Origin of the sequence: Streptomyces sp. cg40, from assembly GCF_050320165.1 — a bacterium.
In the GTDB taxonomy this organism is placed as follows: Bacteria; Actinomycetota; Actinomycetes; order Streptomycetales; family Streptomycetaceae; genus Streptomyces; species Streptomyces hokutonensis.
Genome location: NZ_CP190128.1, coordinates 9,473,627 through 9,489,105, shown reverse-complemented (window position 1 = coordinate 9,489,105; position 15,479 = coordinate 9,473,627). Strand labels below are relative to the sequence as shown.

12 protein-coding genes are annotated in these 15,479 nt (G+C 72.1%); 7 read left to right on the top strand and 5 right to left on the bottom strand.

Features of this window, described 5'->3' with window-relative positions; genetic code table 11:
- Nucleotides 1-2: 2 nt before the first annotated feature.
- Nucleotides 3-1,082: an AraC family transcriptional regulator gene (locus tag ACQHII_RS42820; protein WP_427924315.1), complete on the bottom strand. Its 1,080-nt coding sequence runs from the start codon at nt 1,080-1,082 to the stop codon at nt 3-5.
- Between the two features lie 132 nt (nt 1,083-1,214).
- On the opposite strand from ACQHII_RS42820, the gene ACQHII_RS42815 reads away from it, so the two are divergent.
- A complete protein-coding gene (locus ACQHII_RS42815; RefSeq protein ID WP_427924314.1) occupies nt 1,215-2,405 on the top strand; it encodes an MFS transporter in 1,191 nt (396 codons plus the stop codon).
- Nucleotides 2,406-2,931: 526 nt separating this feature from the next.
- Nucleotides 2,932-4,533 carry a purple acid phosphatase family protein gene (locus ACQHII_RS42810; protein ID WP_427924313.1) on the top strand — a complete coding sequence of 534 codons (1,602 nt, stop codon included), beginning with the start codon at nt 2,932-2,934 and terminating at the stop codon, nt 4,531-4,533.
- Here the strand turns inward: ACQHII_RS42810 and ACQHII_RS42805 are convergent.
- Complete coding sequence (locus ACQHII_RS42805; protein WP_427924312.1) at nt 4,530-4,874, bottom strand: hypothetical protein; 345 nt, start codon at nt 4,872-4,874, stop codon at nt 4,530-4,532. The two genes, ACQHII_RS42810 and ACQHII_RS42805, sit on opposite strands and share 4 nt — an antisense overlap.
- A gap of 280 nt (nt 4,875-5,154) precedes the next feature.
- Here ACQHII_RS42805 and ACQHII_RS42800 point away from each other — a divergent pair, with 280 nt between their 5' ends.
- The 4 genes from ACQHII_RS42800 (at nt 5,155) to ACQHII_RS42785 (ending at nt 10,524) form a co-directional block, all read left to right on the top strand.
- A complete protein-coding gene (locus tag ACQHII_RS42800) occupies nt 5,155-6,462 on the top strand; it encodes an MFS transporter (RefSeq protein ID WP_427924311.1) in 1,308 nt (435 codons plus the stop codon).
- Between the two features lie 61 nt (nt 6,463-6,523).
- On the top strand, nt 6,524-7,894 hold the full coding sequence (locus ACQHII_RS42795; protein ID WP_427924310.1) for a Fic family protein: 1,371 nt from the start codon (nt 6,524-6,526) through the stop codon (nt 7,892-7,894).
- Nucleotides 7,895-8,138: 244 nt separating this feature from the next.
- Nucleotides 8,139-9,431, top strand: a complete 1,293-nt coding sequence (locus ACQHII_RS42790) for a cation:proton antiporter (protein ID WP_427924309.1) — start codon at nt 8,139-8,141, stop codon at nt 9,429-9,431.
- Between the two features lie 133 nt (nt 9,432-9,564).
- Nucleotides 9,565-10,524: an SMI1/KNR4 family protein gene (locus ACQHII_RS42785; RefSeq protein ID WP_427924308.1), complete on the top strand. Its 960-nt coding sequence runs from the start codon at nt 9,565-9,567 to the stop codon at nt 10,522-10,524.
- Here the strand turns inward: ACQHII_RS42785 and ACQHII_RS42780 are convergent.
- Genes ACQHII_RS42780 through ACQHII_RS42770 form a run of 3 tightly spaced genes read right to left on the bottom strand, consistent with a single transcriptional unit; the run spans nt 10,516 to nt 13,913 of the window.
- Nucleotides 10,516-11,940 carry a gamma-aminobutyraldehyde dehydrogenase gene (locus ACQHII_RS42780; protein ID WP_427924307.1) on the bottom strand — a complete coding sequence of 475 codons (1,425 nt, stop codon included), beginning with the start codon at nt 11,938-11,940 and terminating at the stop codon, nt 10,516-10,518. The two genes, ACQHII_RS42785 and ACQHII_RS42780, sit on opposite strands and share 9 nt — an antisense overlap.
- Nucleotides 11,941-11,955: 15 nt before the next feature.
- Nucleotides 11,956-12,357, bottom strand: a complete 402-nt coding sequence (locus ACQHII_RS42775; RefSeq protein ID WP_427924306.1) for a nuclear transport factor 2 family protein — start codon at nt 12,355-12,357, stop codon at nt 11,956-11,958.
- A gap of 20 nt (nt 12,358-12,377) precedes the next feature.
- Nucleotides 12,378-13,913, bottom strand: coding sequence for a purine-cytosine permease family protein (locus ACQHII_RS42770; RefSeq protein WP_427924305.1), 1,536 nt, complete (start codon nt 13,911-13,913; stop codon nt 12,378-12,380).
- A 103-nt stretch (nt 13,914-14,016) separates the two neighbouring features.
- On the opposite strand from ACQHII_RS42770, the gene ACQHII_RS42765 reads away from it, so the two are divergent.
- A complete protein-coding gene (locus ACQHII_RS42765; RefSeq protein ID WP_427924304.1) occupies nt 14,017-15,468 on the top strand; it encodes a PucR family transcriptional regulator in 1,452 nt (483 codons plus the stop codon).
- Nucleotides 15,469-15,479 lie beyond the last annotated feature (11 nt).

Sequence of the window (15,479 nt, the reverse complement as noted above, 5' to 3'; positions counted from 1 at the left end):
CGTCATTCGCGGTGCGGAGCCGCCCGGAGCAGTCGTTCCCGCAGCTGGACCGGGGAAGTGCCGTGCCAGCGGCGTACCGCGCGGCGCAGGGCGCGTTCGTCGGAGAAGCCCGCCCGGTGGGCGATGTCACGCAGCGTCGACTCCGGTCGCAGCAGCAGCTGTTCGACGCGTTCGCGGCGTACTCCCTCGGCCAGTGCCTCGTAGGTGGTGCCGCAGTCGGCCAGCCGGCGGCGCAGGGTCCGCTCGCTGGTCGCGTGCCGTCGCGCCTGTTCGCCGAAGGACGGGATCACCGGGAGGCTCTGGGCCACGGACACCTCCAGCACTTCGAGGAGGTCCTGTTGCCCGGTGCGGGAGGCGAGTTGGGCGTCGAGCGTCTCCAGGGTCGAGGCGTACGTCACCGGGTCCCGGCCGGGCATCGGGGCGCGGGCCCACGCGGGGTCGACGACGATGCGGTCGGCCGGGGCGCGGAAGCGGACCGGGCAGCCGAACACGGCGTCGTACAGGGCGTGTTGACGGGGTGGCGGGGCGGAGAACTCCACCACGCGCGGCGCGAAGTCCGGGCCGATGGCCAGTCGGGACACGGTGACCACGGAGGCGAGCCCCTCCTCGACGAGGAACGAGGCCACGCTCGGGTCGACGGCGGGATCGGGGAGGTCGGCGCGCAGGACGAAGGCGCCGTCCTCGTCCACGCCGGTCGACCACACGGTCATCGCGCCGGAGATGTTCTGGTACTTCACCCCGGTCTCGATGGCGTGGCGCAGGGTGTCGGCGGCCAGCAGCGCGAACCCGAGCAGGCCCCACGCGGTGAGGTGCTGCGCCGCGCCGACCCTCAGACCCAGCCGCTCGTCCCCGGTGAGCTCCACCGCGCGCCGGATCACCGCGCTGCCCTGCCGGTACGACACCCGTAGCGCGGCGGACCGCATGAGCGTCTCGTCCAGGCCGACCTGGTTCAGCAGAGGCCGCAGGTCGACGCCGCGTTCGTCGGCGACGGTGACGAGATAGCGCAGGATGTTCGGCTGGATCGTCGCCGATGTGCTGCGGCTGGTCCCGTGCGGGTCCGCCGGGGCGGGGTCGGGGAACATCGCACTCACCTCCTCGTGGGCGACCACCGTAAGCACCCGGGCCTCACCGGTCGTATCCGCTGGCCGCCAGAGTCCCCTCAACGGCCCCCGGCGTCCTGCGTCCGTCCGGCACCGCCCGCCTACGGTCCCTGCATGTCAGTCAGCGCTCCAGGCCGGACGGAGAGCGGGCGTCGCGCCGCCAGGGCCGGCGCCCGGAGGGTGGCGACGCTCGCGTTCGCCGCTCAGGGTGTCTCCGTCGCCGCCGTGTACACGACCGTCCCCGCGGTCACCGAGCACCAGGGGCTGTCGCCGCTCCTGACGACCGCCACGCTGGTCGCGGTCGCTCTGGCGGCCGGGTTCGGCAGCTTTCTCGGGCTGGCCGCGGTCCGTGTCGCCGGTCCGGTCGCCACGATGCGCGGCGCCCTGCTCACGGCCGCCGTCGCGCTCATCCTGATCGGCCAGGCACCCGGCCCCGGGACCGCCGTCTGCGCGTACGTCCTCTTCGGTCTCGCGGTGGGCGGCCTCGACGTCGGGATCAACACCCGGGCCGCCACGATCGAACACGCCTACGGCCGTAGCGTCTTCGGCTCCTTCTACACGGCGTGGAGCGTGGGCGGTGTGCTCGCGGCCCTGCTCACCGCCGGGACGGCCCGCCTCGCCCTGCCCGTGGGCGACGGCCTGACCGTGCAGGCGGGCTTCCTTCTGCTCATCGTCTGCTGTCTGCGCACGCACAGCCTTCCCTCCGCCCAAGTGCCCTCGGCGCAACCGCCGTTGGGGCGCCGGCTGTGGCTGCGGCTGCTCCCCTTCGGTCTGGTCCTGCTCGTCGTCTACGTCGTGGACTCGACGGTCTCCGCCTGGTCGGCGGTCTATCTGCGGGGGCCCCTCGCCGCGTCGCTCACGGTCGCGCCGATGGCGTACGCGGCGTACCAGGGCGGCACGGTCGTCGGCCGCGCGAGCGTGGACCGGCTGGTGCAGCGGGTCGGGACCGTGGCCGTCGTCCGCACGGCGGCGCTGGTGGTGGCGGGTGCGCTGGCGGGCATGGCCATCGCGCCGAGCTGGCCGTTCGCCGTGCTCGCGGCCGGGGTGGTGGGCCTGGCCGCGTCGGTACTGGCCCCGCTGTGTCTGGCCTCCGCCGCCCGGCTGCGCCCGGCCGCCTCGGAAACGGTCCTGGCCCGGCTGAACCTCTTCAACTACGCGGGCGTCCTCACCGGTGGCGCGGTGAGCGGACTGCTCGGCTCCACCGGCGAGTTCCGCCTCGCGTACGCGGCACCGGCCGCCCTGGCGCTGCTCGTCCTGGCCGGGGCTCGGCATTTCACCCGGCCACCGAGGACATCCGAGGCGTAGGACACAAGCAGGCGATGGCCGGGACATGGCCCGCCCTGGCTCGCGTACGCAGCACCAGCCCCCTGGCACCGCTCACCCTTGCCGGAGCCCGGCACTTCACCCGGCCGCCGACGACATCCGAGGCGTAGCGGACAAACCAAGCAACGCGCCGAACACGACCAATCCCGGCTCGCACACGCAGCACCACCCCCTTGACGCTCCCCGCCCTGGCCAGGACCCGGCACTTCACCCGGCGACCGGCGACCGGCGACCGGCGACCGGCGACCGGCGACCGGCGACCGGCGACCGGCGACAACCAAGGCGTAGCAGACAAGCCAAGCAACGCACCGAACACGACCAATCCCGGCTCGCACACGCAGCACCAGCCCCCTCCCTGACGCTGCCCGCCCCCGCCGCGGCCCCACGCTTCGCCCCACCACCGGCGACATCCGAGGCGTAGCAGACAAGCCAGGCGATGGGCGGGATATGGCCAGTCCATGGGCGTGCGGCAATCGGTCGTTCAACCGGCGCTGCCAGCGTCGCGCCCATGAACACTCCTCGCATGGGCCTCCCCGACCGGCTCGCCGACACCCTGAGCATGCCCGAGCAACACGAGTACCTCCGCCGCGCCTTCTCCCGGCGCGGTCTGCTGCGCGGTGGCGCGGTCGCCGCCGCTGGTGTCGCCCTCGCGGGCGGCCAGGGTGTCGCCGCGGCGGCCACGCCCACGCTGGTGCCGGCATCCACCACGTCCACCGTGCACGGTTCGCTGGTGGCGCCGTTCGGCCGGCATCTGGCCTACGGCGCCGACCCCCGGACCCAGATGCGCGTGTCGTGGCAGGTGCCGCTGCCGGTGAACAAGCCGTTCCTGCGGATCGGCAGAAGTCCCCTCGACCTGAGCCACCGCATACCGGCGGAGGTGCGCGACCTGTTCACACCGGCCGGGATCGGCAAGAGCGCGGACATCGACCAGTACTACGTGCACGCGGCGCTGGACAACCTGAGCCCGGACACGACGTACTACTACGGCGTCGGCCACGACGGCTTCGACCCCGCCGACCCGGGCGCCGCGCACACGATCTACTCCTTCACCACCGCGCCCCGCACGCACAGCACCCGGCCGTTCACGTTCACCGCCTTCGGTGACCAGAACCCGAGTTACACCTCCATCGGCCTCAACGCCCTTGTCCAGGCGCAGAGTCCGGCCTTCCACCTGCACGCGGGCGACATCTGCTACGCCGAGGAGACCGGCCACGGGCTGCCCGGCGACGCGGGCAACTACGACGCCCGCCAGTGGGATTCGTTCCTGGCGCAGATCGAGCCGCTCTCCAGCCGGGTGCCGTGGATGGTGGCGTTCGGCAACCACGACATGGAGTCCTGGTACTCCCCCAACGGGTACGGCGGCAACGAGGCCCGTTTCACCTTGCCCGGCAACGGTTTTGACGCCACGTCGGCTCCCGGTGTCTACTCCTTCGTCCACGGCAACGTGGGCGTGGTCTCGGTCGACGCCAACGACGTGTCGTACGAGATCCCCGCCAACATCGGCTACACCGGCGGCAAGCAGACCGCCTGGCTCGACAAGCGGCTCGGTGAGCTGCGGGCCCGTACGGACGTCGACTTCGTTGTCGTCTTCCACCACCACTGCGCCTTCTCCACGACCAGCTCGCACGCTTCCGAGGGCGGGGTGCGCGAGCAGTGGGTGCCGCTCTACGAGAAGCACCAGGTCGACCTGGTGGTCAACGGCCACAACCACGTCTACGAGCGCACCGACCCGGTCGTCCAGGACAAGGCCGTACGGACCCTGCCGATCGGCGGCACCCACGAGCCGGCCAAGGGCGGTGTGGTGTACGTGACGGCGGGCGCGGGCGGCGAGAGCGTGTACAGCTTCCCGGTGGCCGACAGCTACGAGGGCAACGAGGACGCGATCGACTCGGTGCCGACGTACTGGACGGGCAAGGACGGCAAGGTCACCGAGAACGTCGACTGGTCCCGGGTCCGCTACACCGGCTACTCGTTCATCCGCGTCGACGTCGCCCCCGCGACGCCTGGCCGTACGACGACCCTCACGGTGCGGGCGCTGGCCGCGACCGGCGCGGAGGTCGACCGGTTCACGGTCTCCCGCAAGGTGAAGAAGGCCGGGCACGGCTACTAGCAGGAATGGGAGCGGCGGCCACCGGCGTGGTGCCGGTGGCCGCCGTCCACGAGGGCGAGCGCGTTCACGCCGTACCCGACGAGCCGGGCGAGACCGAAACAGACGTACCGCTCGACGGCGGCAGCCCGTTCGGACCCGGCACCGACTCCCCCACGTCCCACGGCGTGTTGGAGGACATCCTGACCGGCCTCACCCGGGCCCGGGCTGTCGCCCAACAGCCAGTCGCGGACCAGCGTGCGGGCGGCCTCGCCCCGCCGACGGATCTGCCCCGGCGCCCGGGAGTCCACGACACCGGGATCGTCCACGAGTGCCGCGAGGTCGAGACGCCGTCGGCCGTGCACGAACGCGACGGCCTCCCTTTCGGCCTCCGGGCCACGAATCTGCGGACACTTCCGATATCGGCATCGGGAATGCCGCGAATCCCTTGCACAGAACGTGCGGAGATGTGCGCACGGGATATGCCGAACCCCTGAGCTGCGATATATTTCACGCCTCAACTGCCGTTGCCGGTAGGCGTTTTACCCCTTCCCCCGCCCTCCGCGAATTCCTTTCGCCGTGAGTGGGGGCCGCCCGTTTCCCCCTCCGTGACACGCCTCACCGAAAGCCCTCCGCTCAGTGGCCATGACCCTGCACGAGGACCGGCCGCCCGCCGGTCGCCATGCAGCCGTTCCGTCCGGCAGTCTTTTTCGACGGATCTACGCACCCCGCACCAGTGACGCCCTGGCGTTCTCGATGTCGACGTACGCCATGCCGCTTCTCGTCCTGGCGATCACCCGGTCCCCCTCTCTGACGGGTCTGGCGTTCGCGCTGGAGTGGACGCCCCGGATCGCCGCGTTCGTGCTGGCCGGCAATGTGGTGGACCGGCGCGGCGCGGCCATCGTGTGTTTCCTGGCCTCGTTGCTGCGGGCGCTGGTGCTGGCCGGTGCGGCGGTCACGCTGGCCGTGCTGCCGCGCGGCACGGCCGAGACGGTGACCGTGCTGGTGCTGGCCGCGGTGACCGGCACGCTCACCCAGTTCAGCTTCGTCGCCAACGAGGCGGTCGGCGCGATCGTCACCCGGCGGGCCCAACACCGGCCGCACGGAGTGCAGTCGGTGCTGATCGGCATCGACCAGACCGCGATGCTGGTCGGCCCCCTGCTCGCGGGCTTCCTGCTGCTGGTGGGACCGGGCTGGATGCTCGGGTGCCTGACCGCGCTGTCGCTGCTGGCCGCCGTGCTCGGGCTACAGACCCCGCCCACCCCGCTGCGCTCCGCGCGGCCCGACGGCGAGCGGACGCCCGGCGGGCTGCGGACCGGGCTGCGCATGCTGCGCAAACTGCCCGCGCTGCGCTGGCTGGTGGCGGGTCTGGCCTGCTCCAATCTCGCGCTCGGTCTGCTCCAGTCGGCCAGCCCCGTGATCGTGGTGGAGAACTTCGGCCGCTCCTCCGCCGACGTCGGCACCCTGTGGTCCGCCGCCGCCGCGGCGACCCTGCTGGCGGTCACCTGCTGCCGGCTCGCGCTGAGCCGGCTCGACCTGTGGGGCGTGGGGGTGGTGTGCGCGACCTTCGCCTCGGCGGCCTGCCTGGCTCTCCCGCAGGCCCCGTCCTACGCCGCGTACACGGTCCTCGTCGCGCTGTTCATGGCGGGCGACGGCGGCCTCACCGTCGTACTGCGCACCCTTCGTTCCCTGGTCATCCCGGCCACGGCCTTCGGCACCACGCTCTCCCTGACCATGCTGCTCCTGCTGCTGCCGTTCCCGGTGGCCGGCATCCTGGTCGCCCTCACCCCGCCGGCCCACCTCGGCACGGCCGTCCTGTGCTGCGCCACCGTCCAGGCGGCCGCCCTGGCCGTCACCTTCGTACGGCTGCGCAACGAACCCACGCTGCGCGCGACCGCCGACGGACCACCGAGGGCCGCCCTCCCCAACGAGCCGTCGACGACGCCGCGTTGACGGGCCGCGCCCGGCGCCAATTCGGTTGATCGCGCGCCGGGCGAGTGTGCAGGCTTGCGCGGTGCACAACGACCTGAACCCGCGGTACCTGAGCTGGGACGAGGTGGACCCGGCCCGTCACCCCTTCGACAGCGGGTCCGCGGCACGGGTGGTCCGCTCCCTCGGACCGGCCCGCCGGGTACCCGTCCGCCCGAACCTCTCCTACGGCGATCCCGCGACGCGCGACTGGAACTGGGACGTGGCGCGGCCCTGGACCGACGCCATGTCGCACGCCCTCGCCGAGCACTACGGCAACTGGGCCGTGGGCTGGCGGTGGGCGCACGACGAGGGCGACTTCGACGGCGGGCCGGTCGGGAGCTGGTGCTGTCCTTCGCACTCGGTGGACACCCCGGAGGCGACCCTGGACCGGGTGGTCGCCGGGCTGTGCGAGTGGCGCAACTGGCTTGAGCAGCTGGCGGGTTGGTTCGAGGCGTATCCGCTGGACCTGTCCGCCCTGGCGGACCGGCGGATCCTGTGGGAGTCCAGCGCCCGGAACCTGATCCTGCACGTGACCGACCGCACGGGTGCCGGAAGTGGCTGGCAGGGGCACTGCGAACAGGTCCTCACCTGGTTCCTCGCCGGCCGGCACGTCGACCCCGAGGTGGCGCGGCGGCTGGTCGCCGAAGCCGTCGGCGGTCGGTTCAAGAGCTGGACCGCACCCGACCGGGTACTGCTGGACGACGTAGCGGAACGGATCGCGGGGTCCCTGCGGCCCGAGGATGTCGCAGGGCCGCCCGGACCCCTGCCGGACCACCTGTTGAGCTGGCTCGCGGTGCGCGCGGCCACGGTGTGGGAGGACGTGCCGGACGGCGGTGGGGACGAGCCGGTGGTCCCGTCGCGGGACGGCGCCGCGGAGAGCATACGTACCTTCGATCTCGCCGTGGACACCGCGCGCGGGGAGGGCCTGCTCGCCGCCCTGGAGCTGGTGCGGGCCGACGCGGAGCGCGGCGCCGCGCTCGACTTCGAGCTGCTGCGCGGCTGGCAGCGGCACGTCCTCGGCACACCGCGCCCACCGTCCTTCCGCACCCTGCCCGCCTTCGCCAAGGGCGGCAGAGAGCGCTACGGCATCGGCCCCGACACCCGTCAACTCCTGGACGCCTGCCTGGCCGAGAGCGCGCGGGACGGCGAACGCCCTTTTTCGCTGACGGCCCGTGCCGCTCGCGTCTGTCTCGACGTGTGCTTCTTCCATCCCTTCGACGACGGCAACGCGCGGTCGGCCTTCCTCGCCCTTGTCTTCGTCCTCGCCCGCGAGGGTGTGGCGCTGGACGGGGTCTCCCTGATCCGCAGCTTCGGCGTCGCAGCCGACGATCCGAAGAGCGGGCTGATCATGGCCCGGTCCGTCGACTGTCATCTCAGGGAGACGCGGAGCCGCGCCCGCGAACAATCGCACTGACCCAATCGCCGACCACTTCGCTGTGCCGGTCCGTGAATTGCACAGGATTTCCGAAGAGGCGGAGCGAGGTGTCGCTCACGAAATCCGCAATCTCGGATAACGCAGTACCGATGCCTTCGAAGGACCGGCGCCCTCACTTCGGCCCGGCGTGGCACGTTTTCGTCCGGGCCAAACGAGGACCCCCGGCGTCGCGGCACCCCCGGCACCCGTCGCGGCACCCCCGGCACAAGGAGTCCACCGCGCCATGACCTCCTCCCAAGCATCCGCGTTACTGGCCGGCCTCGCCGTCGTCATCGTCGCGGCGGCCCTGTTCGGCGCCCTCGCGCGCAGTCTCGGGCAGCCCCCGGTCGTCGGCGAGATCCTGGCCGGCGTCCTGCTCGGCCCGACCCTGTTCGACGGTGCGGTCTCGCGCGCGCTGCTGCCGACCGACATCCGGCCGTTCCTGACCGCGCTCGCCGATGTCGGGGTCGCCGTCTTCATGTTCCTGGTGGGCCTGGAGTTCGACCGCGACATGGTGCGCGGCACGGGCCGGATCGCCGCCTCCGTCTCCCTGGCCTCGCTGCTGCTGCCGTGCGGCCTGGGCATGGCACTCGGCGTCCACCTCCTGCGCGACCATCCCAGCCCCGACCATCCGGGCTTCGTCCTCTTCATGGGCGCCGCCATGTCCATCACCGCGTTCCCGGTACTCGCCCGGATCCTCACCGACCGGAACCTGGACCGCACCCCGCTCGGCACGCTGGCGCTGTGCTGCGCGGCCCTCGCCGACGTACTGGCCTGGTCGCTGCTGGCCGTGGTGGTGGCGATCATCGCGCCGGGCGGCGACCCCGGGCGGGCGCTGCTGTTCCTGCCGTATCTGCTGCTGATGCTCTACCCCGTACGGTGGCTGCTGGGGCGGCTGTTGAAGCGGCCGGGGGTGACCGGGCAGCCGACCGCGGTGCTGCTGGCGACGGCGTTCGCCGGGCTGCTGGTGTCGGGGGCCGCGACCGAGTGGATGGGGCTGCACTTCATCTTCGGGGCGTTCCTGTTCGGGGCGGTCGTCCCGCGCTCGGGGTCGGAGCGGCTGCGGGCCGATCTGCACGAACGGGTCGGGCTCGTGAACAACGTGCTGCTGCTCCCGGTGTTCTTCCTGGTCGCCGGCCTCCAGGTGGACCTGTCCCGGCTCGGCTGGTCCGATCTCGGGCAGTTGGCGCTGATCCTGCTGGTGGCGGTGGGCGGCAAGCTCGTCGGCGCGTACGCGGGCGCCTACGCCAACGGGTTGGACCGGCGCATCTCCTCCGCCCTGGCCGTCCTGATGAACACCCGAGGTCTCACCGAACTCGTCATCCTGAGCGTCGGCCGCCAACTCGGCATCCTGGACGAGCGGTTGTACTCGCTGATGGTGGTCATGGCGGTACTGACGACCGCCATGACGGGCCCGCTCCTCCAGGCGATCTACCCCCGCGCTCTCGCACTGCGCGCGACCCCGCAGGACATGACCCGCAGACGCCGGGAGCCGGTCGCCGTCGGCGACGCCCACGCGGGAGCGGACCGCCCGTAGCGCCCGCACCGCACGGTCGGTGGCCAACGGCCGCGTGTTCCAGACGAGTTGGGGGACACGCGGCCCTGGCGAGGTGGGCGACCTAGGGTGTGGAGCGCATCGCTCTTCCCCAGACCGCAAGGAGCGCCGGGCCGTGGACATCGAGATACCCGCACTCGTGCGGGATGCCGCCGCCCGGCTCGGGGCCGGTGCTCCCTACGCGCTGAAGGCCGTGGCGGGGCAGCTCACCGACGACCCGGAGCTGGGCGTGCCCTCGCGACTGCCCGGCATCCGTACGGTGCTGGTCGACGGCGAGCTGTTCGAGGACTGTCCCTCACTGACCGTCGGCTACCTCCACGAGCCCGACCGGATCGAGATCCGGTACGTCACCCTGGCCCCTGCCGCCGAGCAAGACGACGTGCAAGAGGCGGAGCCGGAACGGGAGTTGCCCGCCGTTCCTGATGTCACCGCGGTCACCGCGGTCACCGTGCGGGAGGTCGCGGATGCGTGGCACCGGATCACGCGCCGGCTCCGTGACAACGCGCCCGACTCCTACGCCGCGCTCCGCACCGGCGCCGACCTGGCCGCCGTAGCCGCACTGGAGAGCGAACTCGGGGTGCGGATACCGGTCGAGCTGACCGTCCTGTGGCTGCTGACCGCGGGCGACGACGGGGTCGACGGGCGGGGCTGTCTGCCGGGCAACCGGGCGCTGCTGCCCCTGGACGCGGTGGCCGCCGTATACCGGCTGAAGACGGAGGCACAGGCCCACCTGGACAGCGCGTACGCCGGTCATCCCGAGGAGGAGCGGATCACCGTGTGGCGGCCGGGCTGGATCCCGGTCGCGGCGGACAGTCCCGCCGACCGTGTCTCGGGGCTCTACCTGGACACCGAGACCGGTTTCCTCGGGCGGTGGTCGCGCTACGACGACCACACCGACGACGAGCGCGACACGCTGGTCACCTATCTGGAGGAGACCGCCGACGCGCTCGAAGCCCCGGCCCTCGCGCCCCGGGACGAACCTGGTCTGATCGGCGGGACGTTGGTGTGGCGCAGCGCCGTCGACCCTGCGCGGGAAGGCCGTTGGCGGCGCCTGGCCGCACTCGGGTCAGAGTGACGTCATGACGTGCTTGATCCGGGTGTAGTCCTCGAAGCCGTAGGCCGAGAGGTCCTTGCCGTAGCCGGACTTCTTGAAGCCGCCGTGCGGCATCTCGGCGACGAGTGCCATGTGGGTGTTGATCCAGACGCAGCCGAAGTCGAGGTTCTTCGACATCCGCATCGCCCGCGCGTGGTCCCTGGTCCACACCGAGGAGGCCAGCGCGTAGTCGACGCCGTTGGCGAATCGCACGGCCTCGGCCTCGTCGGTGAAGGACTGGACGGTCATGACCGGGCCGAAGACCTCGTTCTGGACGATCTCGTCGTCCTGGCGGAGGCCGGAGACGACGGTCGGGGCGTAGAAGTAGCCCTGGTCGCCGACCCGGTGGCCGCCCGTCTCGATCCTGGCGTGCTCGGGGAGGCGCTCGACGAAGCCGCTGACCTGGGCGAGCTGGCCCGCGTTGTTGAGGGGGCCGTAGAGCACGTCCTCGTCGTCCGGCAGGCCCGTCTTCGTCTCCGCCGCCGCCTTCGCGAGCGCGGCCACGAACGCGTCGTGGACCGACTCGTGGACCAGGACCCGGGTCGCGGCCGTGCAGTCCTGGCCGGCGTTGAAGAAGCCGCCGACGACCAGGCCCTCGACCGCCTTGTCCAGGTCGGCGTCCTCGAAGACCACCGCGGGCGCCTTGCCGCCGAGTTCCAGGTGGACGCGCTTGACGTCCTTCGCGGCGGACTCGGCGACCTGGATGCCGGCGCGTACGGAGCCGGTGATGGAGGCCATCGCGGGGATGGGGTGCTCCACCATCAGGCGGCCCGTGTCGCGGTCGCCGCACACGACGTTGAAGACGCCCTTCGGCACGATCGAGCCGATGATCTCCGCGAGCAGGACGGTGGAGGCGGGGGTGGTGTCGGAGGGCTTGAGGACCACCGCGTTGCCGGCCGCCAGCGCGGGCGCGAACTTCCAGACGGCCATCAGCAGCGGGTAGTTCCAGGGCGCGACCTGTGCGCACACACCGACGGGCTCGCGCCGGATGATCGAGGTCATGCCCTCCATGTACTCGCCGGCCGAACGCCCTTCGAGCATCCGCGCCGCGCCCGCGAAGAAGCGGATCTGGTCGATGGCGGGGGCGAGTTCCTCGCTGCGGGTGAGGTGCAGCGGCTTGCCCGTGTCGCGGCTCTCGACGGCGACCAGTTCGTCGGCCCGGGCCTCCATCGCGTCGGCGATCCTCAGCAGCGCGCGCTGCCGTACGGACGGGGTGGTGTCGCGCCAGGCGGGGAACGCGGCAGCGGCGGCGGCCATCGCCGCGTCGACGTCGGCCGCCCCGGAGAGCGGGGAGGTCGCGTAGACGTCACCGGTGGTGGGGTCCACGACATCGAGGGTGCGGCCGTCCGAGGCGTCCGCGAACGCACCGTCGATGTAGTTGCGGAAGGTGGTGCTCATGGACGTCTCTCCTGGTCAGGCGGCGCTGCGGGCGGACAGGTGCTCGTGTACGGCGGTCCAGGCGCCGTCGTCCGCGCGGGCGAAGACGATGGTCTCCCGCTCCTGGACGGTCTCCTCACCGGACTGGGTGGCGATCCGGGTCTCCACGTCGTGGCTGAAGACCGCGGTGTCGCCGAAGGGCTGGATCAGCTGTGCGGACGAGACGCAGCCGAGGACGCGGAAGCCGTCCTCGTCCACCCAGCGCTGCCACAGCGCGCGGTACTCGGCGGTGGAGCCGAGCCGCTGCGGGGTGGTGTGGAAGACGAAGCTCGCGTCCGGGGCGAAGGCGCCGAAGTAGTCGTCGAGGCGGCCCTCGGCGAAGGCGGCGACGAGCGCGTCGGCGGCGGCCCGGACTTCCTGGACTGTGGTGGTGCTCATGCTCGGCTCCTCGTGAAAGGTCAGTGGGTGACGGCGGGCTCGGCCACGGCCTCGTCCATACCGCCGGTGATCGGCGGCACTGGGGTGTCCGAGGCTCGTACGAAGCGGGGTCCTGCCGGTCCGTACACCTCGCGCGGCTCGGGGAACACGGTGAGCAGGGCCAGGTAGAGGACGACCGCGAGGGCGAGGCCGACCGGCAGGGAGATGTCGGTGCCGCCCGCGAGGTCGCCGAGCGGGCCGACGAACTGGCCGGGGAGGTTGGTGAACAGAAGGGCCACGACGGCGGAGACCAGCCAGGTGGACATGCCGCGCCAGTTCCAGCCGTGCGTGAACCAGTAACGGCCGCCGCGCTGACGGCGGTTGAAGACCTGGAGCGCGTCCGGGTCGTACCAGCCGCGCCGGGTGACGTAGCCGAGGGTCATGACGATCATCCAGGGCGCGGTGCAGGTGATGATCAGCGTGGCGAACGTCGAGATGGACTGCGTGAGGTTCAGCGCGAAGCGGCCGACGAAGATGAACGCGATCGACAGGGCGCCGATGAAGAAGGTGGCCTGGACGCGGCTGAAGCGGGTGAAGACGCTGGAGAAGTCGAGGCCCGTGCCGTAGAGGGACGTCGTGCCGGTGGAGAGGCCGCCGATCAGGGCGATCAGGCACAGCGGCAGGAAGTACCAGCCGGGCGAGATCGCGAGGAGGCCGCCGACGTAGTTGGGGGCGGCCGGGTCGACGTACTTGGCTGCCTTCGAGGCGATGATCGACGCGGTGGCCAGGCCGAAGAGGAACGGCAGCAGGGTGGCGAGCTGGGCGAGGAACGCGGCGCCCATCACCCGGCGGCGCGGGGCCCCGGCCGGGATGTAGCGGGACCAGTCGCCGAGGAACGCGCCGAAGGAGACCGGGTTGGAGAGCACGATCAGCGCGGCGCCGATGAACGAGGGCCAGAACAGCGGGTCGGCGGTGGAGGCGAAGGTGCCCGCGTAGCCGGGGTCGAAGTCGCCGGCGAAGGCGAAGGCGCCGAGCACGAAGAGGGCCGACGCGGCCAGCACGGCGACCTTGTTGACCAGCAGCATGAACTTGAAGCCGTAGACGCAGACGACCAGGACGAGTCCGGCGAAGACGGCGTACGCGATGCCGTAGGTGACGTCCGACTCGGGGACGTCGACGAGGCGGTGCGCGCCGCCGACGAGCGCGTCTCCCGAGGACCACACGGAGATCGAGAAGAACGCGACGGCCGTGAGCAGGGAGAGGAACGAGCCGACGACCCGGCCGTGCACGCCCAGGTGGGCGGAGGAGGAGACGGCGTTGTTCGTGCCGTTGGTGGGGCCGAACAGGGCCATCGGGGCCAGCAGCAGCGCGCCCGCGACCAGGCCGAGGACGGTGGCGGCGAGGCCCTGCCAGAAGGAGAGGCCGAAGAGGATCGGGAAGGCGCCCAGCACACAGGTGGCGAAGGTGTTGGCGCCGCCGAAGGCGAGCCGGAACAGGTCGATCGGGCGGGCCGTGCGGTCCTCGTCCGGGATCCGTTCGACGCCGTAGGTCTCGATTTCGGTGATCGAGGTCGTCACTGGCGCTCCACCTTCCGTTCATGCGGGGGGCCGGTTCCACAGTCTGTGGCCCGTGCCCGACCGGCGACAATTGTGGCGGTCACGGAGCAGTAGGCTTTCTTTTGTGGCTGGAAACAAAGTGACCGTCGAGGATCTGCTCGCCTTCCCGGCGCTACAGCTGTCGGTGAAGGCCGGTCGCGGCGGGCTCGGCCGGTCCGTCTCCTGGGCGCACGCCAGCGAGCTCACCGATCCGACGCCCTGGCTGCTGGGCGCCGAGGTGATCATGACGACGGGTCTCGCGGTGCCGCGCACGGCGGCCGGACAGCGCGCCTATCTGGAGCGGCTGGACGACGCCGGGGTGTCCGCGCTCGCGCTCTCGGCGCAGCTGCACATGCCACCGCTGCACGACGCGTTCTTCCGGGCGGCCGAGGAGCGCGGCTTCCCGATCCTCGAGGTGCCGCTCGCCGTCCCGTTCATCGCGGTCTCCCAGGAGGTCGCGGCCTCCGTCCAGGAGGACGCCCGGCACCGGCTGGGCGCGCAGCTCCAGGTCTTCGGCGCGCTGCGCTGGCTGGTCGCCGAGGACCTGGACACGCCGACGCTGCTGCGCCGCCTCGAAGATCTCTCCGGCTACGACGTCTATCTGTGCACGCCCCAGGGCCGCCCGCTGCTGCCCGGTGTCCCCGTGCCGGATCCCGCCGTCCTGCCGGCCTCCGTCGACGCCCCGCCGACCGTCCCCGGCGGCTTCGTCCTGCCGGTGCCCGCGCCCGGCGGCCCGGCGGGCTTCCTGGTCGCCTACGAGCGGCAGGGCGCCCAGCCCGCGGGGCTCGCCGTCGCCCAGCACATCGCCACCGTGGCGGCACTGCGGCTCGCGATGGTGCGCAACGAACGCGAGACGCTGCGCCGCGAGGGCGCGGAGACCCTGGCCGAACTCCTTCAGGAGGTCCTCGACCCGGAGGCCGCGCGCCGCAGGCTCGCCCGACATGCGATCGACGGCGACACCGTGCTCCTGGTGGTGCGCCACACCACCGACGAGGCCTTGCTGCGCTGCCTGGAGGACCACCCCCATCTGCTGCTCACCCGGGGCGAGGACCGCTATGTCCTGGGCGCGCCCGAGCTGACCGTGGCGATCGGTGAACTCCCGGGTGTGGCGGCCGGGATGAGCCGGCCCTTCCTGCCCGGTGCCGCGCTGCGGGTCGCCCAGCGCGAGGCGCTCTGGGCGGTCTCCAAGGCGATGGAGTCGGGCCGGCCCGTGGTCCGCTACGGCGACGACGCGACCGGCCGCTGGCTCCCCGACGACCCGGCCGTCCTGACGGCACTGGTCGAGCACGTGCTCGGCGAGGTGCTGCGCTACGACGAGGCCCACGACTCGCAGCTGTTGGTCTCCGCCCGTACCTGGATGGAGCGGGACCGCCGCACCGACACAGCCGCGGCGGCCCTGCACATCCATCCGAACACCCTCGCCTACCGGCTGCGCCGCTTCGGCACGCTCACCGACCGCGACCTGACGTCGACGGGTGCGCTGGCCGAGGTCTGGCTGGCGATCCAGGCGGCCGGGGCGCTGGGCCTCACCGACTGAGCACCGCCTTC